This is a genomic window from Pseudomonas sp. BT76 TE3572, from assembly GCF_050435365.1.
Taxonomy (GTDB): Bacteria; Pseudomonadota; Gammaproteobacteria; order Pseudomonadales; family Pseudomonadaceae; genus Aquipseudomonas; species Aquipseudomonas fluorescens_W.
The window spans coordinates 1,326,954-1,348,776 of record NZ_JBNDKE010000001.1; the positions used below are offsets into that span (position 1 = coordinate 1,326,954).

Below are 21,823 nucleotides of genomic sequence, written 5' to 3' on the forward strand. Positions count from 1 at the left end.
TGGCGGCCTCATCGCGAGCAGGCTCACTCCTACAAGGTTACGGGTTGACCGGAGATTTGATGATCGACCCAGATCCCACAATGTTCTGTGTTTTACCTATAGATAAATGGAGTGCCACTGATGTCCTCCTCACCACAACCCACCTGGCCCGACCAGCACAAAGCCTGCCTCGCCCTGGCCTTCGACCTCGACGGCCCGACCGGCGATGCCATGCTCAACGGCTCGATCTGGCGCAAGCCCGAATACTTCGGCTTCGGCGGTTACGGCCCTTACCGGGCGTTGCCACGCATCCTCGATGTGCTCGATGAGTACCAGATCCCGACGACGTTCTTCGTCCCGGCCTGGGTCGTGGAGAACTGGCCGAAACAGTGCCAGGCGATTGTCGAGCGCGGGCATGAAGTGGCCTACCACGGCTACAAACACGAATCCTTTTACGCCCTGACGCTGGACCAGCAAAAGGACGTGATGAACAAATCCCGCGAGGTGTTCTGGAAGCACCTGAACATCCGCGCCGAAGGTTTCCGCACCCCGTCCGGCGACTGGCGCGCCGAAACCCCGGCGATGCTGGTGGAAGCCGGCGTGACTTACTCCAGCAGCATGCGCGGTGATGACCGGCCGTACCTGGTGAAAGTGCCGGGCCACGACACCCCGCTGGTGGAGATCCCCGGCCGCTGGGAAATGGACGACTACGCCTCCCTCGCCTACACCCGCGCGCCGGACTTTCCTTCCGGGCTGGACCGCACCGCCAGCTACGCGTTGACCCTCGATAACTGGTGCCGCGAGTACGACGGTGCCATGAACGAAGGGCTGTGCCTGACCACCCTGTTCCACCCCAAGATCACCGGCAAACCGGGACGCATCCTGCTGCTGGAAAAACTCTTCGAACACATGCGCCAGCGCGATGACGTGTGGTTCGCCACGTGCCGCGATGTCGCCCAGTGGTGGCTGAAGGAGCATCACCATGGCTGATTCCACTGTCTGGCCCAAAGGCTACCGTTGCGCCGTGGTGCTGACCGTCGACTACAACGACATCCACGGCATTCTCACCCAGGCCCCGGAGGTCGCCGGGCGCGACAAGACGCTGTCAGTCTGGCGCTATGGCACCCAACGCGGCGTCGACCGGTTGCTCGGCTTGTTCGATGAACTGGGGGTTTCCAGCAGCTGGTTTATTCCCGGTATTGTCGCTGAGGAAAACCCCGAGCATATTCGGGCAATCCTGGCCGGTGGGCATGAGATCGCCTGCGCCGGGTATCGCCATCAGAACTACGACACCCTGAGTCTCAACGAGCAAAGCGCCGAGATTGCCAAAGGCTGTGAGGCATTGACCGCGCTGACGGGTCAGCGTCCAACAGGCTTTCGCATCCCGGCCGGCAACGGTGCGCCGGGCTTCATCGAGGCGTTGAAGGATCACGGAATTCGCTGGTCATCGTCGTGGCGCGGCGATGATTTGCCATTCGCTCATCCGACGGCGCCCGACGTCATCGAATTGCCGTTGCACTACGAACTGGAAGACGAACCCTACTTCGCCTTCAACCTCAGCCCGGCCGTGCCGCCGGCGCAATCGCGGATCGCCTCTTACAGCCACACCCTGGGCAACCTGCAAATGGATTTTGCCGGGTTTCACCGATTCGGCTTGTGTTATGTGCTGCGGCTGCACCCGGAGATCATTGCGACGCCTGGGCGGATTGGCGTACTGCGCGAGTTGCTTGAGGAGATTCAACAGCACGATGACGTGTGGATTGCCACGGGCGCCGACGTCGCGCAATGGTGGGCTGAATCGGCGCTGCCGGTGGCCGAGGATCATCCGGCCTCGGTGTATGAGCGCCATTATCGGGATTACCTCCTATGACCGAGCGGATGCAGCGATTGGCGCAGTTCTGCGTCGACACCCGATTCGAAGACTTGCCGCCCGCACTGGTGGCCCAAGCCAAGCGGCACATACTCGACACCTTCGGCGCGACGCTGGCCGGGGCTGGTAGCAATGTCGCGAAACAGGCACGTCAGGTGTTCGACGGTGAAACCGGGAGCACGCTGATCTGGGGCACCGATCAGCGCACCGGCGCAGCTCAGGCCTCGATGCTTAACGGTGTCGCCGCCCATGCCCTGGAACTGGACGACACCGGTGGCTGCGACCATTCCGGCGCGGTGGTGCTGCCGGCGGTCATGGCGGCGGTGTCGATGTCTGGCAAACCGGTGAATGGCCGGGAGTTGATCACGGCCGTGGTGATCGGCTACGAAATCGGCCGCCGGGTGCTCGAAGCCTGCGGCAGCTATTCGGCCCACAACGGCGCCGGCTGGCATTCCACTGCCACCTGCGGCGTGTTCGGCGCGGCGGCGGCCAGTGCGCGAATTCTCGGACTGGATACCGCGCAAACCGTCTCGGCGCTGGGCATTGCCGGCAGTTTCAGTGGGGGGTTGTGGGCATTCATCCACGACGGTTCGCAAAGCAAGAAACTTCACAGCGGTCGTGCCGCCGAGGGTGGATTGCTGGCGGCACGATTTGCCCAACGAGGCATCACCGGGCCGACGAAGTTGTTCGACGATGTCTGGGGTGGGTTTCTGAAGACCCTGGCCGGAGAGAGCTCACAACCTGACGCGCTGGATGCCGATCTGGGCGTCGTATGGAAACTCGCTCGCTGCTCGCTCAAACCTTATGCGGCGTGCCGAGGAACCCATTCGGCAATCGATGCGCTGGGCCTGTTGCTGGATCAACTGCAGGTCAGCGCGGATCAGGTCGAGGATGTCCGGGTGTCGTTGTGCGGATTTCTTCAGGACATGTGCGGCGGACGCGACGTCGGCACGCTGGCGGCGGCGCAGATGAGCCTGCCGTATGCCCTTGCGGCCCGGCTGGTGCAGGGTCATTGCCGGTTGGAGGCGTATGACGATCAACAACGGGGCGATCCACGGATTGCTCACTGGATGTCGCGTATCTGTCTTGAAGTGGACCCGCAACTGTCAGAGGATGGCGAGCCCGTCGTCAGCGTGCGGACCGTGGACGGTCGGCAGGCGAGCCTGTGTGTTGAAGTGCCGTTGGGTGCGCCGGGCAATCCGTTGAGTGATGCGGCGCTGGAAGAGAAGTTTTTCAGTCTGGCGGTGCGGGTGATGCCGCGGGAGCAAGCGGTAGAACTGCTTGAGCAGTTGTGGCGGGTTGAAGAGTTGGAATCTGTCGAGGCTCTGGGTGCATGGCTTGGGGGTTTGGGTGGTCGTTAACCCCCCCCTCACCCCAACCCTCTCCCCAGAGGGGAGAGGGGGAAAGGGAGCAGATTTTCATGCCTTTCAAAATCTGAGTTCGACTCGATGTTGCAGGTCGCAATATGTCGACCAAACACCTCGGTCAGTCCCCTCGCCCTTCTGGGGAGAGGGTTAGGGTGAGGGGTGGATCCCAAGCCAAACACCAAAATAAGGACATCCGCACCACCGTGGCCACTTACTCACTCGTTATCCGCCGGTTGATGATCGTTTCGCTGACCATCGTCGTCAGCCGCGCCATCACCAGCCCGCTGCTGACGTTGTTCCTGAGCAACAAACTCGGCCTCAACCAACAGGACGTTGGCTTGCTGCTGGGCATCGCGGTGTTCATCGCCACCCTGCTCGCGCTCTACGGCGGTTACATCATCGACCGCCTCGAGAAGCGCCGGCTGCTGATCCTGGCGATGCTCTCCAGCGCCATCGGCTTCGTGCTGCTGACCTTCGCCGACAACCTCTACCTGACCACCGCCACCTTGGTGATCACCGAAACCGCCTCGGCGCTGTTCCTGATCGGCTCGAAGGCGATCCTCAGTGAAAACCTGCCCATGGGCCAACGCGCCAAGGCGTTTTCCCTGCGCTACACCTTGACCAACATCGGCTACGCCACCGGCCCGATGTTGGGCGTGGTGATTGCCGGCGTGTATCCGATTGCACCGTTCCTGATCGCCGGCGGCATCGCGTTCTTCAGTATTTTCCTGATGATCGGGATACCCAAGGACGCGGCCCAGACACCCGCAATTGGCCAGCCCGCGAGTTTTCTCAAGACACTGGTCACCCTGAAAAATGACCGCACGCTGATCATGTTCACCTGCGGCTGCCTGCTCAGTACCGTGGTCCACGGCCGTTTCACCCTGTACCTGTCGCAATACCTGCTGGTGACCCACGACTCCAAACGGGCACTGGAAACCATGGCCGCCCTGCTCGCCTGCAACGCGATCAGCGTGATCCTGCTGCAATACCAGATCGGCCGCTTCCTCAAGCGCGAACAATTGCGTTACTGGATCGCGGGCGGTACCACCTTGTTCATCGTCGGGTTGATCGGCTTCAGCCTGGCTGACAGCCTTTTGAGCTGGTGCGTGGCAATGTTCATCTTCACCCTTGGTGAAATGATCATTTACCCCGCCGAATTCCTCTTCGTCGACACCCTGGCCCCGGAAGAATTGCGCGGCAGCTATTACGGTGCGCAAAACCTTGCGGCCCTCGGCGGAGCCCTGAGCCCGGTGATTTGCGGCTACCTGCTGATTCACACCCCGGCGCCAACGATGTTTTATGCCCTGAGCGTGCTGACCGCCATGGGCGGTTTTCTGTGTTTCATGAGCGGTCGCCGGGTGGCCTTACAGCAAAATTAATGCACTCAAACTGCATTAATATGAATTTGTCAGCATCAGGAATGAACGGCACACTGTGCTCGTTCCTCCCCCAATAGTTGGAACAACTTCAAGGGCTTTCTGGGTATCCCAGCTAAGCCTTTTTTTTGCCTCGGTTTTTTTCAACGGATCGTCTGCCTCATGTTCGCTCGCTGGTTTCCTGCCGCCATCAACACCCGCCCCTCCGAATGGAGCCGCGCTGCCATCGGCATGTCCCTGGGCACGATGTTCAGCGTCTGGCTGTGCAGCCAGGTCTTCGGCATGCAAGTGGCGCAGCACTTGATCGGTCCGTTGGGTGCATCGGCCGTGTTGCTGTTCGCGGTGTCTTCCGGCGCCCTCGCCCAGCCCTGGTCGATTCTTGGCGGCTACCTCAGCGCCGGGGTGGTTTCGCTGCTGGTCGCTCACGTGCTGGGACGAACCCTTGGCAGTGCCTGTCTGGCTGCCGGCATGGCGCTGATTCTGATGTGCTGGCTGCGTTGCCTGCACCCACCGGCCGGGGCCTTGGCGCTGCTGTTGGTGTTGGCGGACCCGGCGACCATTGCCCTGGACTGGAAAGCCCTCGGCCCGGTGATGCTCAGCGGATCGACCATGCTGCTCAGCGCCCTGGCCTACAACAACCTGACGCGCATTCGTTACCCAAAACGCGCCAGCGAACCGGTGTCCAGGGTCCCGGCCGACCGACCGCCCACCGACAGCCAGGCGATCACCGCCCAGGACCTGAAACTGGCCTTGGCGGAGATGGAAGCGTTCTTTGATGTCACGCCTGAGGACCTCGAACAATTGATCCATGCCAGTGAATTGCATGCCAGACGGCGCAGTATTGGTGAAGTGCTGTCCGGTCGGGCATAACCCGAGAGGAATCGACCAATGGTCTTACATCACCTTGCCAGTCGATAACTTGCAACTAAAGTAAAGAACGTACCGCATAGAGTTGTCTGCCTTTCACTACGAAGTCTGGTTCGCCGTAATATCCAGTAGCGATGACACAGGAAGTCTGGCTATGGAGACATACTCAACGTTGTTGAGTGGCGACGCTGCCTTCGCGCTTTGACAGAACCGCACCTCCCCAGAACACTCCACGGAATCTTCCGCGCAGCTTGCTGTTCGTCAATGCGAGCAGTCGCTATGGGAAGATCCCGGGGTTCTGTTCCGCCAGCTTTCTGGCTCTGGTGGTTTCGAAGTTTTATTCGAATCTGCGAGAGGGATTTTTCATGAACGACGCACTGCTGCAAATGCTGGGCACCCCCCTGTTCGACCCACGCATACGCCATCAACTGCCATTACGCGATTACATGGACCTGACCATCAATCGCATGCGCAAAATCGTCGAGACAGGCCTGATCACCAATGACATGTGGCTCGGCCAACCCCGCCAGTCGGACTTCCGACAAATGCTCGAGCACACCGCGATTGCCGGGGCTTACGACTACGCGCTGTTTTCTTCCATCGTCGACCACATGATCGCTGGCAATGCCTTGTTTGCTCAGGGCGACGTATTACAAGTGGCGCGCTACCGTCAGGAAGTCATCGAGTTGGGCGCGGTCTATGCCTTTGGCTGCACCGAGATCAACAGCGGCTCCGACGTACGTAATTTGCAAACCGTTGTCACCCACGATGCGCTGAATCAATGCCTGATCCTGCACACGCCTTCGCCTGCGGCGTGCAAGTTCTGGATCGGTAATGCGTTGCACGCGGCGCAGGTTGTCATGGTGTTGGGGCGTTTGATCGTCAATGGCGAGGATGAGGGGCTTCATTGGTTCCGGGTACCGATCCGCAAGGCGGAAAATGGCCCGTTGTTGCCCGGCGTCAATGTCACGGCCTGCGACCCCAAGGGCGGGATCCATGCCAATCAAGTGGCCGGCATCTGCTTCAGCCAGATGAAACTGCCGCTGGACGCCATGATGCAGCGGCACGCCCGGTTCACCCATGACGGTGAGTTCATCAGTGATGTTCCCAGAGATCGGCGCGTGACCCGCGCCATGGAGACGTTCATTCAAGAGCGCTTGTTTCTTCTGGCAGCGGCTCGTGGCGGCGCAGGTCTGTGCGCTCATCTGGCGTACCGTTTTGTCTGCCATCGACAGGTCAAAAACGCCTTGGTCAACGAGCCGCTCCTGGCCAAACCGCTGATTCGGCAACGACTGTATGTCGAGCAGTTGAAGGCGTTGGCCCTGAAACTGCTGGAGCAGGCGATCCTGTCTCGCTTCGAAACGATGTGGGGTCAACCAGACAAGCGCCAAGAGCTGCATATCCTCGCAGCCATCGCCAAAAGTGTCGGCACCTGGGTGGGGCTCGATGTCATGCGCATGTGCCGGGAAATCTGCGGTTCTCAAGGGTTTCACCATTACAACCAAATCGTCACGCTGTGCACGGATTGCGAAATCAGCATCACGTTTGCCGGCGACAACAGTGTCATGACTTACCAAGTGGCCAGGGATGCCGTGACCCGACCGCGATTTGCCTCGCGGCCAACGGGCAACGTCGCCCAGCGCATTGAAAAGAACATTGTCGAACTGTGTCGCGATCCGAGCGAAGTTTCCCATCGCCAGGCGTTAGCCCTGACCTATGCCAGGGCCCTGGACCTGATCATCGTAGAAGTCGAGCGCAATCATCTGGTGACGCCACAAACACTGCAGGACCTTCTCCACGTGTTTGCTCCTCAGTTAAGCGAAGGAGGACTGGCTGTTGAGAGTGCCGAGTTCAACGATCACGCCACCGAAGCTCAGCTTGCCCTGCTGGCGAAGTTGCTTGAACCACCCGCTGATCTGGTCAGCGCGCCGATCGACGATCCGGATTACATCCAGCACTTCACCGCCGCTTTGTACAAGTCGGATACTCAATCGCTACTCGATTTCACCAACCGCGATACCGTTCGCGACCCCTACCCGGCCTACAGCTACCTGCGCGAGCATCATCCGGTCTATTGGAGCCCGCACTTCAATGCCTGGTTTCTGACCCGGTTCAGCGATGTGTTCGCCGCCCAGGGGGACGCCAAACGCTATTCCTCAAACCGCATGCAACAACTGGTCGATGCTCAGGTTCCTCCTGAAAAACGTGCGCAACTGGCATCGTTCGTCAAGCTCGCTTCCGAATGGATGTATTCGCAGGATGGGTGTCCGCATACCGCCAGCCGTAAATTGCTAGGCAAAGCCTTTACGCCTCGCTCTATCGAGTCATTGCGCCAAAGTATCCAGGACATTACCGATGAGGCCTTGTCCCGGCTCGAACCGCAAACTGACTTGATGGCTAACCTTTTCAACCGTGTACCGGCGCTGGTCCTGGCCAAGCTCTATGGCATTCCCCCTGAAGACGCGTTGAAACTCAGGCACTGGACCGATGACATCCTGATCTTCCTGGTCGGCAACCTGGACCCTGACTATGGCCCCGCGCAGGCGCTGAAAGGCGTGGAGGAAATGTACGCGTATTTCGCGGACGTCATCGGGCAGCGCCGCCAACAGCCCGAGGATGATCTGGTCAGCCGGGTACTTGAGGCCAGCCTGGAAAACGCTTCGAGCAATGATGAGGTGCTGGCGCAGATCGTCTTTATCCTGGTAGCGGGCTACACCACCAGCGCCGACCAGCTCTGCATCGGCTTGCTGCACTTGCTGGAACATCCCGAGCAGCTCGAAGCGCTCAAGGCCGACCCGCTAAGGGTGAAGCCAGCTATTGAAGAGATGCTGCGCTTCGATTCGGCCGGTTCATTCAGTCATCGGGTGCTCAACGAAGACGTCACGATCGGCGACATTACGATGAAAAAAGGTGACCTGGTTTACCTGATGCGCGCCTCCGCCAATCGCGACCCCGACAAATTCAAAAAACCCGACAGTTTCGACATCAACCGCAAGAACAACGATCACCTCGCGTTTGGCCGAGGAGAGCATTTCTGCATGGGAACTGCACTGTTCCGAATTGAAGCTGAAGTGGTTTTTACCTCGTTGTTCAAGCGATTTCCCACGTTGAGCCTGATTGCCGGAAAACCCGCGATCTGGCGTACCAACAACCTGCAATTTCGTGGATTAAAGGAACTGCCCATTGATTTGGGCAAAGGAGTTGAGCAATGAAAATTCAACGTGTTTTTTCCGCAGCACCGTGGGAATCCGAAGCCTGCTATTGCAGGGCGATACGGGTGGGTGAGCGAATTCTGATGGGCGGTACGGTGGCATTCGACGACCAGGGCAAGCCGTTCAAACCGGGTAATGCGTATGCGCAGACCCTGCGTTGCCTGGAGATAATTGAAGCCTCTATCAAACAGCTGGACGTGGATCGTCGCAGTATTATCGGCATCCGCATTTACACCACTAGCATGAAGTTCTGGCCGGACATCGCCAGAGCGCACAAAGAGTTTTTTGAGGGCCACCCGCCGACATTGATGTGTCTGGCAGTCAGCGAACTAATCAGCAAAGAATATGTGGTTGAACTCACGACCGAGGCAACGGCTTGCGAGATAGAACTATGACGGTCAATCCTGAGTACAAGGTGTCCGAACAGCGGGACTCGGAACTGAGCGCAGAAAGTGCCAGAACAGCGCTTCGCGAGTTACTCGCCATCAACGTCAACGACTTGTCGATCAAGAGCCATGGACGGCCGTTGCCACTGCGACTCTATACCCCTGCAGGTCCCGGGCCGTTTCCGGTCCTGATGTTTTTCCACGGCGGCGGGTGGGTCACCGGCGATCTGGACACCCACGACGGCTTCTGCCGGCTGATGTGTGAATGGGCGGGTTGCGCTGTGGTGGCCGTGGACTACGCCAGGCCTCCTGAACATGTGTTCCCCGCGGCGGTAGAAGATTGCTGCGCAGCTACGCAATGGGTGATCGAGCAAGGCCCATCGACAGGGATGGATACTTCGAGGATCGCGGTGGCCGGCGGCGGTTCGGGCGGTGGGCTTGCGGCCGTCATTTGCCAATGGGCCCGTGAACGTGGCGCGCCACAAATCGCGTTCCAATTGCTGCTTTACCCATTGCTCGATTGCCTGACCCACAACCCTTCACACACAAAATTTGCCGAGGGACATGGTCTGACCGCACAAATGCTCGAGTGGTACATCGAGCAGTACGTACCGTCAGGTGTGTCTCGCGCCGATCCGAAGCTTTCCCCTGTGCGGCAGAAATATTTGCACGGGTTACCACCGGCGTTGATCATCACCTGCGGGTTCGACGTATTACGCGATGAAGGCCGCCAATATGCGCGTCGGCTAAAGGATGCCGGCGTACGTGTACAGCACGAAGAGTACGCAAGCATGCTCCACGGTTTTATCAACTACCCTGCTCGCTACGATGATGCGAAACGAGCGCTGCTGTTATGCGCTCAAACCCTGCAAGCGCAATTTCGACGCTGAGTGTTGGTCGGGACAGGATGGGGGTCCTGGCCCGAGCCACGCTCGATACAATTCAAGCCGCCGACTGCTGCCGCACGGGTACTGACAGGCTCACAACCCGAACCGATGAACCCACGGTCAGCCCCAGGCTCTTTGCAGTCTGCGCATCGACAATCAACGTACCCGCAGCCACCCGCGCCGGAGCCGCGGTAATCCGGCACTCGGCAAACTGGCGGTTGTGAATCAGGTAAGTCGCCGCCTGCTCACCCGGTGTGCCGATACTCAGTTGCAGCACCTGGCTGTCACGCACCGCACGAATATCCCCGGTGGCGCATTCGATCAGCGGGCCGCCGTCAAAGATGTCGATGTAGTCGCGGTGCTCGAATCCTTCAGCCTTGAGCATGCCCAGCGCCGGTTCGGTGTTGGGGTGGACGCGACCGATGACGGTTCTTGCTGCTTCCGGCAACAAGCAAGTCGGCAGCGGAAACTTGGGCATCAGCTCGGCGATGAAGGTCTTGTTACCCAGCCCGGTCAGGTAGTCGGCATCGGCAAAGTCCATCTTGAAAAAGTGCCGCCCCAGGCCTTCCCAGAACGGTGAAACGCCCTCTGCGTCCGAATAGCCGCGCATCTCGGCGATGACTTTCTCCCCAAAGTGCTGACGAAATTCCGCCAGAAACAGGAACCGCGCCTTGGACAGCAAGCGCCCGTTCAGGCCGCTGCGGTGATCGGCATGCAGAAACAGTGAACACAGCTCTGAATGACCGGTCATGTCGTTACCGAGGAACAACGTCGGCAACTGCTGATTGATCCCGAGGTTTTTCGAGGCCGCGACAAACAGGCCCAGTCGATAGTTGTACCAGGGCTCGCGCAGGCCGACGGCACCGGCCAGTGCGCAAATGCCGATGGCTTCATGCTGGTCATTCTCGAGCACGAACAGGTAATCGGCATCGGCGCGTTCGGCTTCGCCAGCGAAGGTTTTCGCCGCCCATTCCAGACGCTGACGCAGACGCCCCGCGTCGGCCGGCAAGGTGGTCAAACCGGTTCCGGCGCTATGGGCCAGGGCTAACAGTGCCGGCAGGTCTGCCGGTGTGGCTGGACGAACGATCATCGCACTTGCTCCTGGGTAACCTGATGTCTGGACAGAAAAACCTCGGCCAACATGCAGCGCGCGCTGCCGCCGCCGATGCGCTCGATGGTGTCGATATTGACGGGGAGTGGCGTGGTGTGGGCTTCGATCAAACGGCGTTGCGCGGCATCCAGCGATTGCCAGGCCGTGCGCGACATCACCAGCAAAGGTTCGCCCGCAGCGTTGTGAACCTCCAGCATGTTGCCGGCGAAGGATTCCAGCTGCTCCCAGCTCAGGGCGATGACCTGCTTGCCGCTGTCTTCCAGTCGCGAACGCAGGGCCAGGCGTTCGGCCGGCTGCGTGACCGACGCCAGGCAAGCCACGGCCAGGCGCGTGCCGACACTCATCATCACGTTGGTGTGGTAAATCGCGACGCCCTGGCGGTCCACCGCGTTGAAGGCGCACAGTTCGTAACCCAAATGACTGACCACTTGGTCCAGGGCACGGGCATGGGTGCGAGTGGAATAACCGGCGTAGCAAATCCGCTGCTGACGATCCAGCACCATGCTGCCGGTGCCTTCGAGGAACACTTCCTGCTGTTCGAGGCTGGAAAGGTCCAGCAACTGCTCGACCCGGTACTCGTCCCGCAGCCAGTCGAGCACGCCTTTGTCCCGCTCCAGACGCCGGTTGTGGCCCTGCATCGGGTACAGCACCAATGTGCCGTCGGGATGGCTGCTCCACCAGTTGTTGGGGAAGATCGAATCCGGGGTATGCGGCGCTTCGCGGTCGTTGTGCACGATGACTTCGACGCCATGGTGACGCAGTGCAGCAACATAGCCATCGAACTCTTGCAGGGCCTTTTGCTGAACGTCTTCGCTGACGTCGGCCGGCTGCTGGAAACGGTTGTTCGCCGCCGTGTCCTGATTGAAGGAGAAACGTGTCGGGCGAATCATCAAAACAGTATTGGTGGTTTGCATGGGCACAGATTCAATGACGGTTGAGAGGTACTCATTGTCTGTTTCGCAGGCTGGAAAACCCGGTTGATAAGTGGCTGCGGCGTGCTGGAAACGGCTGAAAAACGTGTGTAACCCAGCCGATTCGGCGGCGGCCAGACAAAAAAAATCGCAGCCCGAAGCTGCGATTTTTTTGATCTGCCAAACCTATTCCATCGTGGTCTTGACCATCGCCAGTTCCGGATGGCTGACCAACTTGTCGATGTGCAGATCCGGATCATCGAACCAGACTTCGGTCAGCACCCGATAGTGCTCCATGTCCCGGCAACGCATGCGCAAGCTGTAGTCGAACGCACCGCTGATCAACCGACATTCCAGCACCTGCGGGCAGGCGCGGACCTTGGCTTCGAACGCCTTTTGCGCCGCCCGCCCACTCTGGTTGGACAACGCCACCAGCACCAGCAATGACAAGCCTGGCGTCAGTTTCTTTTCATCGAGAATCGCGCCATACCCACGAATGACCCCGAGCTGTTCGAGTTTGCGCACCCGTTCCAGGCACGGCCTGGGCGTCAGGTGCACGCGCTCGGAAAGCTTTTGATAAGTGATACGCCCTTCGTGGCGCAGCACTTCGATGATTGCCTGATCGATACGATCAAGCACGATCGACAGATCGCGGATATCCGCCATGTACGTCTTGCCTCACTTCAAACGACCCGATAGAAATTGCTGCAAACGTTCACTTTTTGGCTGGTCGAGGATCGTAGCGTCACCCTGCTCCTCGACCTTTCCCTGATGCAAGAACAACACCTGGCTGGAAACCTGCCGGGCAAACCCCATCTCGTGGGTCACCATCAACATGGTACGGCCTTCTTCGGCCAGCGCCTGAATTACCTTAAGCACCTCACCCACCAATTCCGGATCGAGTGCCGACGTCGGCTCGTCGAACAACAGAATCTCCGGTTCCACCGCCAGGGCACGCGCGATGGCCACCCGCTGTTGCTGCCCACCGGACAGAAACGCCGGGTATTGATCGGCCACTCGTTGCGGCAGACCGACCTTGTCCAGATAGGCCCGCGCACTTTCTTCCGCAGCCTTGCGGCTAATCCCCAGCACCCGACACGGCGCCAGCACGATGTTCTCCAGCACCGTCAGATGGCTCCACAAATTGAAATGCTGGAACACCATCGCCAGGCGCGTGCGCAAGCGCTGCAATTGCGCCGGATGAGCGACGCGCATGCCACCGGCACCCGGGCGCGTGATGACGCGCTCGCCGTCCAGTTCAATGGCACCTTCGTCCGCGCGTTCCAGAAAGTTGATGCAGCGCAGCATCGTGCTTTTGCCCGAACCGCTGGCGCCGATCATGCTCACCACATCGCCTGCCCGTGCGTTCAACGAGACGCCCTTGAGCACTTCGTTGTCACCAAAACGTTTATACAGATTTTCAACCGTGAGTTTGTACATGTCAGCACTCCTGGAGCGGCGCGCCAAGCGGCACCGCTCTGGATAGAAAATGGGATTCAGTGAGTCGGGCCGAGAAAGCTCAGCCAGCGCTTCTCTGCCAGGCGGAAGGCTCCGACCAGGCCGAACGACAGCGCGAGGTACAGCAGGCCGGCAATGCCGAAGGCCTGGAAGGTCATGAAGGTCGCGGCGTTGGCGTCCCGGGCGATTTTGAGAATGTCCGGAATGGTGGCGGTGAACGCCACTGAAGTCGCGTGCAACATCAGGATCACTTCGTTGCTGTAATACGGCAGTGCCCGGCGCAATGCCGAAGGCAGAATCAGCCGCAGGTACAGGCGCCAGCCACTCAAGCCATACGCATGGGCGGCCTCGATTTCACCGTAGGGAATGCTGCGAATCGCCCCGGCGAAGATTTCCACGGTATAGGCGCAGGTGTTGAGCGTGAACGCGAGCAAGGTGCAATTCATCGCATCGCGGAAAAATGCTTCGAGCAGCGGTTGCGAGCGCACCACCGCAATGCCGTAGATCCCGCTGTAGCAAATCAGCAACTGGATATACAGCGGCGTACCGCGAAACACATAGGTGAACAGCTGAACCGGCCAACGCAGCAGGCCCCAGCGTGAAGTGCGCATGATCGCCAATGGCAACGACAGGAAGAACCCCATCACAATGCTCGCCACCAGCAGCCACAACGTCATGGCCAACCCGGTGAGGCTGTAGCCGTCGCTGAACAGAAAAGGTTTCCAGTATTCGGCAATTAACTCGATCATCGTGCCATCCCCCGCACACCCTGGTTATAGCGCCGTTCCAGCACGCGCAAAACGTAGTTGGAAGCGCTGGTGATCAGCAAATACAGGGCCGCTGCCAGCAGCAGGAAATCGAGCATGTTGAACGTGCTTTTGCCGGCTTCCTGCGCGACTTTGACCAGGTCCGACAAACCGATGATCGACACCAGCGCCGTGGCCTTGAGCAGTACCAGCCAGTTATTGCCGAGGCTCGGCAAGGCGAAACGCATCATTTGCGGGAACACCACGAAGCGAAACCGCTGCCAGCGGTTCAGGCCAAAGCACGCGGCGGCTTCCTGCTGGCCGCGCGGCACGCTCAGAATCGCCCCGCGAAAGGTCTCGGTGAAATACGCGCCGTAGATAAACCCAAGGGTGATGACGCCGGCCACGAACGGGTCGATTTCCATGTAGGGCCAGTCCATGGCCTCGGTCAGGCTACTCAGCCAGCCTTGCAGGCTGTAGAAAATCAGCAGCATCAGCACCAGGTCTGGCACGCCGCGAATCAGCGTCGTGTAGAAGGTCGCCGGCAGGTTCAACAGCTTCAGCGGCGACAGTTTCGCCGCCGCGCCGAGCAGGCCCAGCGCCATGCTCACCAGCAGCGAGAGCGCTGACAATTTCAGAGTGACCCAGGTGCCGTGCAGCAACAAAGGGCCATAGCCTTGCAGGGCCGAGAGATCGACCCCGATCAGATTCAGGAAGGAGTTCACGTCAGTCACCTGTCTTGAGGCGCCCGCGCGCAAGCGCTGCGCCTGTTACCAGGACGCAGCCTTCGGGGCGCGAGGATCAGTAGTTGTAGAGGTCCAGATCGCCGAAGTGTTTCTGCTGGATCTGCGCGTAGATACCCTTGTCGTGCAGGGCCTTGATGGCGGCATTGAGCATGCCTTTGAGTTCTTCGTTGTCCTTGCGCACGCCGATGGCGATGTCGGACGGCACTAACGGGTCGCTGATGCCTTCACTGTTCTTGAAGTCTGCGCCTTGAGGGGACGTCAAAAAGCTCATTTGCGCCTGCATCTTGTCCTGGATCGAGGCGTCGAGACGGCCAAATACCAGGTCGGCGTAGACCTGATCCTGATTCTGATAGGCACGCAGTTTCACGCCGCCGGGTGCCAGTTTGGCCTTGGCGTAGGTTTCCTGGATCGTGCCCTGCATGTAACCGATGGTCTTGCCGCGCAGCGACTCGGCGGTGGGCAACAGACCGGAATCCTTGCGAGTAACGATGGCGGTCGGCCCGGCATACAGGCGATCAGTGAAATCGATCTGCTTTTTACGCGCATCGGTCACTGTCATCGACGATTCGATGGCGTCGAACTTGCCAGCCTTGAGCGCCGGAATCAGCCCGTCGAAGTCATTGCTGACCCACACGCATTTCAACTTCAATTCGGCGCAGATCGCATTGCCCAAATCCACGCCAAAGCCCTGCACGCCGCCATCGGCGGTGGTGGACTCAAAAGGCGGGTAGCTCGGGTTGACGCCGAATCGCAGCTCTTTCCATTCCTTGGCGCTGGCGCCAGTGGAGCAGCACAGCAATGCGAGTACCGACAAGCTCAGCCATCTAGTCTTCATCTTCTTGAATCCCGATTTGTTTGGAGTTATCGCGGCCAGGCTAACCAGGCCACCTTTATGGGCAGGAACAGAGAGTCGATGCGGCTAACACCGCAACAGCGTTCTTATTGTTTTGCACGGTGGGCCGCACTCAGCGGCACCCGGCCTGAAACCCTCGGCACAGACGGCTTCAAACCCGAAGCCAGAATGCCAACAGATGAGCGGGTGCAGGTGTCGTACGGGCCGGTGTAGACACCCGGATTGCGCTGATAAGGCTGTTTTGACAGCCGAATCTGTCGTGAGCCCGGCCCGCGGCCGTTTTCGCAGAGAAATTCTTCGCCAGCATTGCAAAAATGCAGACGAGACCTGCACATATCCCGGTTGTACATCACAAATTTGCACTGTTACGATCCAGCATCGCTCGCGCGCGAGCTTCTCTATAAAGAACAATAAAAGCAGGGAGTTAGTGATGACTGCTCAGGTTTCTTCTCCGCGGACTTCGTCCATGGATGCCACGCAAAACGAAGTGCTGGCCGAGGTTCGCAACCACATCGGCCACCTGACCCTCAATCGCCCCGCCGGCCTCAACGCCATTACCCTGGACATGGTGCGCAACCTGCAGCGTCAGCTCGACGCCTGGGCGCTGGATCCGCATGTACACGCCGTGGTATTGCGCGGTGCTGGCGAGAAGGCGTTCTGTGCTGGTGGCGATATTCGCTCGCTGTACGACAGCTTCAAAAACGGCGACACGCTGCACGAAGATTTCTTCGTCGAGGAGTACGCCCTCGACCTCGCGATTCACCATTACCGCAAACCGGTGCTCGCCTTGATGGACGGTTTTGTCCTGGGCGGCGGCATGGGCCTGGTACAAGGCGCCGACTTGCGGGTGGTCACCGAGAAAAGCCGTCTGGCGATGCCGGAAGTGGCGATCGGTTATTTCCCGGATGTCGGTGGCAGCCATTTCCTGCCGCGCGTTCCCGGTGAACTGGGGATTTACCTAGGCGTCAGCGGTGTGCAGATCCGCGCGGCCGATGCGCTCTATTGCGGCCTGGCCGACTGGTACCTGGAAAGCGACAAGCTGGGCACCCTCGACGAGCAACTCGATCAGCTCGAATGGCACGAAACGCCGTTGAAGGACCTTCAAGGTCTGCTGGCGAAACTCGCCGTGCAACAACTGCCCGAGGCGCCTTTGGCGGCGTTGCGCCCGGCCATCGATCACTTCTTCGCCCTGCCCGATGTGCCGAGTATTGTTGAGCAACTGCGTGAAGTAACGGTCGCCGACAGCCACGAGTGGGCCATGACCACCGCCGACCTGCTGGAAAGCCGTTCACCGCTGGCCATGGGCGTGACCCTGGAAATGCTCCGTCGCGGCCGGCACTTGAGTCTGGAAGACTGCTTCGCCCTTGAGCTGCACCTGGACCGCCAGTGGTTCGAGCGCGGCGACCTGATCGAAGGCGTGCGCGCCTTGCTGATCGACAAAGACAAGAAACCGCGCTGGAACCCGCCGACCTTGCAGGCGCTGGACGCCGAGCACGTCGCGAGTTTCTTCACCGGTTTTGACCAAAGCGGGAGCTGAGCCATGCACGATATCGAATTGAGCGAAGAGCAAGTCATGATCCGCGACATGGCCCGGGACTTTGCCCGCGGCGAAATCGCACCCCACGCACAAGCCTGGGAAAAGGCCGGCTGGATCGATGACGGCCTGGTGGCGAAGATGGGCGAACTGGGTCTGCTGGGCATGGTGGTACCCGAGGAATGGGGCGGCACCTATGTCGACTACGTCGCCTACGCCTTGGCCGTCGAAGAGATTTCCGCCGGTGACGGCGCCACTGGCGCACTGATGAGCATCCACAACTCCGTGGGCTGCGGTCCGGTCCTCAACTACGGCACTGAAGAACAGAAACAGACCTGGCTGCCGGATCTGGCCAGCGGTCAGGCCATCGGCTGCTTCTGCCTGACCGAACCCCAGGCCGGTTCCGAAGCCCACAACCTGCGCACTCGCGCCGAACTGCGCGATGGCCAGTGGGTGATCAACGGTGCCAAGCAATTCGTCAGCAACGGCAAACGGGCGAAACTGGCCATCGTGTTTGCGGTGACCGATCCGGACCTGGGCAAGCGCGGCCTCTCGGCGTTCCTGGTGCCGACCGATACCGCGGGTTTCATCGTTGATCGCACCGAACACAAAATGGGTATTCGCGCATCCGATACCTGCGCGGTGACTCTGAGCAACTGCACAATTCCCGAAGCCAACCTGTTGGGTGAGCGCGGCAAAGGACTGGCGATTGCCCTGTCGAACCTTGAAGGCGGCCGCATCGGCATCGCCGCGCAGGCGCTGGGCATTGCCCGCGCGGCGTTTGAAGCAGCGCTGGCCTATTCGCGGGATCGGGTGCAGTTCGACAAACCGATCATCGAGCACCAGAGCATCGCCAACATGCTGGCCGACATGCACACCCGGTTGAATGCTGCACGACTGTTGATCCTGCATGCTGCGCGGTTGCGCAGTGCCGGCAAGCCGTGTCTGTCGGAGGCTTCACAGGCGAAATTGTTTGCGTCGGAGATGGCCGAGAAAGTGTGTTCGTCGGCGATGCAGATTCATGGCGGGTATGGGTATCTGGAGGATTACCCGGTGGAGCGTTACTACCGGGATGCGCGGATTACGCAGATTTATGAAGGGTCGAGCGAGATACAGCGGATGGTGATTGCTCGGGAGCTTAAGAACTATTTGGTGTGATGGCTGGAATTGGGGGTGGCCTTGAAATCCACCCCTCACCCTAACCCTCCCGAAACGTCGGACCGCCCCAGAGGGTAGAGGGGACTGACCGAGGTGTTTTTCGAGTTACATCGACCTGAAAATTCCGAGTCGAACTCAGGTTTGAAGAGCATGAAGATCGGCTCCCTTTCCCCCTCTCCCCACTGGGGAGAGGGCTGGGGTGAGGGGTGGATTTCAAGGCCACCCCGCAATATCACTTCCCCTTGAACTCCGCCTCACGCTTACCAATAAACGCCGCCATCCCTTCCTTCTGATCCTGCGTCGCAAACGCCGCATGGAACACCCGACGCTCAAAGCGCACACCTTCCGACAGGCTCACTTCAAACGCGCGGTTGACGCTTTCCTTGACCATCATCGCAATCGGCAGCGACTTCTTGGCAATCAGCGCCGCGACTTTCAACGCTTCTTCCAGCAACTCATCAGCCGGAACAATCCGCGCGACAATCCCGCAACGCTCTGCTTCCACCGCATCGATCAAGCGACCGCTGAGGCACATTTCCATGGCCTTGGCCTTGCCCACCGCGCGGGTCAGGCGCTGGGTGCCGCCCATGCCCGGCAGTACGCCGAGGTTGATTTCCGGCTGACCGAACCTGGCGTTGTCGCCGGCCAGGATGAAGTCGCACATCAGCGCCAGTTCACAACCACCGCCCAAGGCGAAACCGTTGACGGCGGCAATGATCGGCTTGCGGCGGTTAGCCACGCGATCGCTGTCGCTGAACAGGTCGTCGAGGTAGATCTGCGGGTAGGTCAGCTCGGCCATTTCCTTGATGTCGGCGCCAGCGGCGAAGGCTTTTTTCGAGCCGGTCAGCACGATGCAGCCGATGTTCGAATCGGCTTCCAGGCCATCGAGGGCGCGGTTCAGTTCGCTGACAATTTGCGCGTTCAACGCATTCAGCGCTTGCGGACGGTTCAGGGTAATCAGGCCGACGCGACCATGGGTTTCCAACAAAATCGTTTCGTAGCTCACAGATGACTCCTTTTTAAAGATTGCGCGAAATAACCATGCGCTGAATATCGCTGGTGCCTTCGTAGATCTGGCAGACACGCACGTCGCGGTAGATCCGCTCCAGCGGGAAATCGTTCAAGTAACCGTAACCGCCGAGGGTTTGCAACGCCGAGGAACAGACTTTCTCGGCCATTTCCGAGGCGAACAGCTTGGCCATGGACGCTTCGACCAAGGCCGGTTTGCCGCTGTCACGCAGCGCCGCCGCGTAATGCACCATCTGCCGGGCGACGGCGATTTGGGTTGCCATGTCCGCGAGGCGGAACGCGACCGCTTGATGCTCGATGATCGGTTTGCCAAAGCTTTCACGCTCGCGGGCGTAGTCGCGGGCCGCTTCGAACGCAGCACGGGCCATGCCCACCGATTGCGAAGCGATGCCGACACGGCCGCCTTCGAGGTTGGCCAAGGCGATTCGATAACCTTCGCCCTCCTCGCCCAACCGGTTGGCCACCGGCACCTTCACGTCCTCAAACAGAATCTGGCAGGTGTCGGAGGCGTGCTGGCCGAGCTTGTCTTCGACCCGTGCGACTTTGTAGCCCGGCGAATCGGTCGGCACGATCAGCGCCGTGATGCCACGCTTGCCGGCACTCGGATCAGTCACGGCGAACACGATCACCACCCCGGCGTTCTGCCCGGAGGTGATGAACTGTTTGCAGCCGTTCAACACGTAGTGATCGCCTTCCAGACGGGCACGGGTTTTCAGGCCGCTAGCGTCAGAGCCGGCCTGCGGTTCGGTGAGGGCAAAAGCCCCCAGCATCGAGCCGCTGGCCAACGGTTTGAGGAAGCGTTCTTTCTGGTCGTCGTTGCCGTACTTGAGAATCGGCACGCAACCCACCGAGTTGTGCACGCTCATGATGGTCGAGCAGGCGCCGTCGCCGGCCGCGATTTCTTCCAGGGCCATGGCGTAGGCCAGGTATCCGGTGTCGCAACCGCCCCACTCTTCCGGCACCAACATGCCGAAGAAACCCAGTTCCGCCATCTCGCCGATGGCTTCCTTGGGGAAGCGATGCTCGCGGTCCCACTCGGCGGCGAACGGTTTCAGCCGTTCCTGGGCAAACTGCCGGGCTGCGTCGCTGATCTGAAGTTGTTCGTCATTGGGCAGCATAGTGATTCCTTAATACAGGCATTCAACGGCCATGGCCGTGGCTTCACCGCCGCCGATGCAGATCGCTGCAACGCCGCGTTTCAGGCCTTTCTGGCGCAGGGCCGAGAGCAAGGTCACGAGGATCCGCGCGCCAGACGCACCGATCGGATGGCCGAGGGCGCAAGCGCCGCCGTGAACGTTGATCTTCTCGTGGGGGATTTCCAGTTTGCTCATGGTGACCAGGCTGACCACGGCGAAGGCTTCGTTGACTTCGACCAAGTCGACTTCGTCCAGCGACCAGCCGGTTTTCTTCATCAGCTTCTCGATCGCGCCCACCGGTGCCACCGGGAACAGGCCCGGGGTGTCGGCAAACGCCGCGTGACCGTGAATCACTGCCAGTGGTTTCAGGCCGCGCTTTTCAGCTTCGGAACGGCGCATCAATACCAGTGCGGCGGCGCCATCGGAGATCGAGCTGGAGTTCGCCGCTGTCACCGTGCCGCCGTCGCGGAACGCCGGTTTCAAGGAAGCGATCTTGTCCAGTTTGGCTTTCGGTGGCTGTTCGTCGTTGCTGATCAGCACCTGCTCTTTACCGACAGTCACGGTGAGCGGCACGATCTCGTCTTTGAAGCTGCCGTCCTTGATCGCCTGCTGCGCGCGGGTGGTCGAGGCAATGGCAAACGCGTCCTGGGCTTCACGGGTGAAACCGTTGGTTTCGGCGCAATCCTCGGCGAAGGTGCCCATCAGGCGGCCTTTGTCGTAAGCGTCTTCCAGACCGTCGAGGAACATGTGGTCGAGTACGCGACCGTGGCCCATGCGATAACCGCTGCGGGCGCGGTCCAGCAGATACGGGGCGTTGGACATGCTTTCCATACCGCCAGCGACAATCACGTCGGCGCTGCCGGCCACCAGCATGTCGTGGGCCAGAATGGCCGCTTCCATGCCCGAACCGCACATCTTGTTCAGGGTGGTGCAACGGGTCGATTTATCCAGCCCTGCGCCCAATGCGGCTTGGCGCGCCGGCGCCTGGCCGAGGCCGGCGGACAGGACGCAACCGAACAGCACTTCTTCAACCGCGTCTGGCGCCACACCGGCGCGCTCGACGGCAGCGCGAATCGCCGCAGCACCGAGTTGCGGTGCCGTCAGGCTTTTCAATTCGCCCTGAAAACCACCCATCGGGGTGCGGACGGCGCTGACGATAACAATGGGATCGTTGGAAATAGTCATGACAAATCC

The 21,823-nt window shown here is 60.0% G+C and carries 20 protein-coding genes; 10 read left to right on the forward strand and 10 right to left on the reverse strand.

Annotated features, from left to right (window positions below):
- The first annotated feature begins 120 nt into the window (after window positions 1-120).
- The 8 genes from ABH912_RS05985 to ABH912_RS06020 all read left to right on the forward strand — a co-directional run bounded on the left by ABH912_RS05985 (window position 121) and on the right by ABH912_RS06020 (window position 9,950).
- A complete protein-coding gene (locus ABH912_RS05985; protein WP_429510037.1) occupies window positions 121-969 on the forward strand; it encodes a polysaccharide deacetylase family protein in 849 nt (282 codons plus the stop codon).
- The gene (locus ABH912_RS05990; protein WP_429510039.1) at window positions 962-1,849 is read left to right on the forward strand and encodes a polysaccharide deacetylase family protein; all 888 of its coding nucleotides are present in this window, start codon (window positions 962-964) and stop codon (window positions 1,847-1,849) included. The genes ABH912_RS05985 and ABH912_RS05990 overlap by 8 nt, the downstream gene beginning before the upstream one ends.
- Window positions 1,846-3,210, forward strand: coding sequence for an MmgE/PrpD family protein (locus ABH912_RS05995; protein WP_429510041.1), 1,365 nt, complete (start codon window positions 1,846-1,848; stop codon window positions 3,208-3,210). The genes ABH912_RS05990 and ABH912_RS05995 overlap by 4 nt, the downstream gene beginning before the upstream one ends.
- A gap of 209 nt (window positions 3,211-3,419) precedes the next feature.
- Window positions 3,420-4,598 carry an MFS transporter gene (locus ABH912_RS06000; RefSeq protein ID WP_429510043.1) on the forward strand — a complete coding sequence of 393 codons (1,179 nt, stop codon included), beginning with the start codon at window positions 3,420-3,422 and terminating at the stop codon, window positions 4,596-4,598.
- Between the two features lie 159 nt (window positions 4,599-4,757).
- Window positions 4,758-5,465, forward strand: coding sequence for an HPP family protein (locus ABH912_RS06005; protein WP_429510045.1), 708 nt, complete (start codon window positions 4,758-4,760; stop codon window positions 5,463-5,465).
- Between the two features lie 362 nt (window positions 5,466-5,827).
- A complete protein-coding gene (locus ABH912_RS06010; protein WP_429510047.1) occupies window positions 5,828-8,674 on the forward strand; it encodes a cytochrome P450 in 2,847 nt (948 codons plus the stop codon).
- Window positions 8,671-9,069: a Rid family hydrolase gene (locus ABH912_RS06015; RefSeq protein ID WP_429510049.1), complete on the forward strand. Its 399-nt coding sequence runs from the start codon at window positions 8,671-8,673 to the stop codon at window positions 9,067-9,069. The genes ABH912_RS06010 and ABH912_RS06015 overlap by 4 nt, the downstream gene beginning before the upstream one ends.
- Window positions 9,066-9,950 (forward strand): alpha/beta hydrolase, encoded by an 885-nt coding sequence (locus ABH912_RS06020; RefSeq protein ID WP_429510050.1) that lies wholly within the window; start codon window positions 9,066-9,068, stop codon window positions 9,948-9,950. Before ABH912_RS06015 ends, ABH912_RS06020 begins: the two co-directional genes overlap by 4 nt.
- A 52-nt stretch (window positions 9,951-10,002) precedes the next feature.
- Here ABH912_RS06020 and astA read toward each other — a convergent pair whose 3' ends face one another.
- The 7 genes from astA to ABH912_RS06055 all read right to left on the reverse strand — a co-directional run bounded on the left by astA (window position 10,003) and on the right by ABH912_RS06055 (window position 15,754).
- A complete protein-coding gene (gene astA, locus ABH912_RS06025; RefSeq protein ID WP_429510052.1) occupies window positions 10,003-11,037 on the reverse strand; it encodes an arginine N-succinyltransferase in 1,035 nt (344 codons plus the stop codon).
- Window positions 11,034-11,972: a citrulline utilization hydrolase CtlX gene (gene ctlX / locus ABH912_RS06030; protein ID WP_033055200.1), complete on the reverse strand. Its 939-nt coding sequence runs from the start codon at window positions 11,970-11,972 to the stop codon at window positions 11,034-11,036. Before ctlX ends, astA begins: the two co-directional genes overlap by 4 nt.
- 183 nt (window positions 11,973-12,155) lie before the next feature.
- Window positions 12,156-12,635, reverse strand: coding sequence for an Lrp/AsnC family transcriptional regulator (locus ABH912_RS06035; protein WP_007974731.1), 480 nt, complete (start codon window positions 12,633-12,635; stop codon window positions 12,156-12,158).
- 12 nt (window positions 12,636-12,647) lie between these two features.
- Window positions 12,648-13,409 carry an ABC transporter ATP-binding protein gene (locus ABH912_RS06040; RefSeq protein ID WP_008155281.1) on the reverse strand — a complete coding sequence of 254 codons (762 nt, stop codon included), beginning with the start codon at window positions 13,407-13,409 and terminating at the stop codon, window positions 12,648-12,650.
- A 56-nt stretch (window positions 13,410-13,465) separates the two neighbouring features.
- Entirely contained in the window at window positions 13,466-14,176 is a 711-nt protein-coding gene (locus ABH912_RS06045; RefSeq protein ID WP_008155279.1) for an ABC transporter permease, read from the reverse strand.
- Entirely contained in the window at window positions 14,173-14,898 is a 726-nt protein-coding gene (locus ABH912_RS06050; RefSeq protein ID WP_033054762.1) for an ABC transporter permease, read from the reverse strand. Before ABH912_RS06050 ends, ABH912_RS06045 begins: the two co-directional genes overlap by 4 nt.
- Before the next feature lie 76 nt (window positions 14,899-14,974).
- Complete coding sequence (locus tag ABH912_RS06055; protein WP_033054759.1) at window positions 14,975-15,754, reverse strand: transporter substrate-binding domain-containing protein; 780 nt, start codon at window positions 15,752-15,754, stop codon at window positions 14,975-14,977.
- Between the two features lie 448 nt (window positions 15,755-16,202).
- Between ABH912_RS06055 and ABH912_RS06060 the strand changes: the two genes are divergently transcribed.
- Both ABH912_RS06060 and ABH912_RS06065 read left to right on the forward strand, forming a co-directional pair.
- The gene (locus tag ABH912_RS06060; RefSeq protein ID WP_429510054.1) at window positions 16,203-17,309 is read left to right on the forward strand and encodes an enoyl-CoA hydratase/isomerase family protein; all 1,107 of its coding nucleotides are present in this window, start codon (window positions 16,203-16,205) and stop codon (window positions 17,307-17,309) included.
- A 3-nt stretch (window positions 17,310-17,312) separates the two neighbouring features.
- Window positions 17,313-18,464, forward strand: coding sequence for an acyl-CoA dehydrogenase family protein (locus ABH912_RS06065; RefSeq protein ID WP_429510056.1), 1,152 nt, complete (start codon window positions 17,313-17,315; stop codon window positions 18,462-18,464).
- A gap of 232 nt (window positions 18,465-18,696) precedes the next feature.
- Here ABH912_RS06065 and ABH912_RS06070 read toward each other — a convergent pair whose 3' ends face one another.
- From ABH912_RS06070 to ABH912_RS06080, 3 genes are read right to left on the reverse strand one after another with little or no spacing between them, the layout of a single operon-like run.
- Complete coding sequence (locus ABH912_RS06070; RefSeq protein WP_429510058.1) at window positions 18,697-19,470, reverse strand: enoyl-CoA hydratase; 774 nt, start codon at window positions 19,468-19,470, stop codon at window positions 18,697-18,699.
- Between the two features lie 13 nt (window positions 19,471-19,483).
- On the reverse strand, window positions 19,484-20,611 hold the full coding sequence (locus ABH912_RS06075) for an acyl-CoA dehydrogenase (protein WP_429510060.1): 1,128 nt from the start codon (window positions 20,609-20,611) through the stop codon (window positions 19,484-19,486).
- 9 nt (window positions 20,612-20,620) lie between these two features.
- Window positions 20,621-21,814 carry an acetyl-CoA C-acyltransferase gene (locus ABH912_RS06080; protein ID WP_429510062.1) on the reverse strand — a complete coding sequence of 398 codons (1,194 nt, stop codon included), beginning with the start codon at window positions 21,812-21,814 and terminating at the stop codon, window positions 20,621-20,623.
- Window positions 21,815-21,823 lie beyond the last annotated feature (9 nt).

Coding starts and splice junctions, on each gene's coding strand:
- ABH912_RS05985 (WP_429510037.1), top strand. CDS start 121: ATGTCCTCCTCACCACAACCCACCTGGCCCGACCAGCACAAAGCCTGC.
- ABH912_RS05990 (WP_429510039.1), top strand. CDS start 962: ATGGCTGATTCCACTGTCTGGCCCAAAGGCTACCGTTGCGCCGTGGTG.
- ABH912_RS05995 (WP_429510041.1), top strand. CDS start 1,846: ATGACCGAGCGGATGCAGCGATTGGCGCAGTTCTGCGTCGACACCCGA.
- ABH912_RS06005 (WP_429510045.1), top strand. CDS start 4,758: ATGTTCGCTCGCTGGTTTCCTGCCGCCATCAACACCCGCCCCTCCGAA.
- ABH912_RS06010 (WP_429510047.1), top strand. CDS start 5,828: ATGAACGACGCACTGCTGCAAATGCTGGGCACCCCCCTGTTCGACCCA.
- ABH912_RS06015 (WP_429510049.1), top strand. CDS start 8,671: ATGAAAATTCAACGTGTTTTTTCCGCAGCACCGTGGGAATCCGAAGCC.
- ABH912_RS06020 (WP_429510050.1), top strand. CDS start 9,066: ATGACGGTCAATCCTGAGTACAAGGTGTCCGAACAGCGGGACTCGGAA.
- astA (WP_429510052.1), bottom strand. CDS start 11,037: ATGATCGTTCGTCCAGCCACACCGGCAGACCTGCCGGCACTGTTAGCC.
- ctlX (WP_033055200.1), bottom strand. CDS start 11,972: ATGCAAACCACCAATACTGTTTTGATGATTCGCCCGACACGTTTCTCC.
- ABH912_RS06035 (WP_007974731.1), bottom strand. CDS start 12,635: ATGGCGGATATCCGCGATCTGTCGATCGTGCTTGATCGTATCGATCAG.
- ABH912_RS06040 (WP_008155281.1), bottom strand. CDS start 13,409: ATGTACAAACTCACGGTTGAAAATCTGTATAAACGTTTTGGTGACAAC.
- ABH912_RS06045 (WP_008155279.1), bottom strand. CDS start 14,176: ATGATCGAGTTAATTGCCGAATACTGGAAACCTTTTCTGTTCAGCGAC.
- ABH912_RS06055 (WP_033054759.1), bottom strand. CDS start 15,754: ATGAAGACTAGATGGCTGAGCTTGTCGGTACTCGCATTGCTGTGCTGC.
- ABH912_RS06060 (WP_429510054.1), top strand. CDS start 16,203: ATGACTGCTCAGGTTTCTTCTCCGCGGACTTCGTCCATGGATGCCACG.
- ABH912_RS06065 (WP_429510056.1), top strand. CDS start 17,313: ATGCACGATATCGAATTGAGCGAAGAGCAAGTCATGATCCGCGACATG.
- ABH912_RS06075 (WP_429510060.1), bottom strand. CDS start 20,611: ATGCTGCCCAATGACGAACAACTTCAGATCAGCGACGCAGCCCGGCAG.
- ABH912_RS06080 (WP_429510062.1), bottom strand. CDS start 21,814: ATGACTATTTCCAACGATCCCATTGTTATCGTCAGCGCCGTCCGCACC.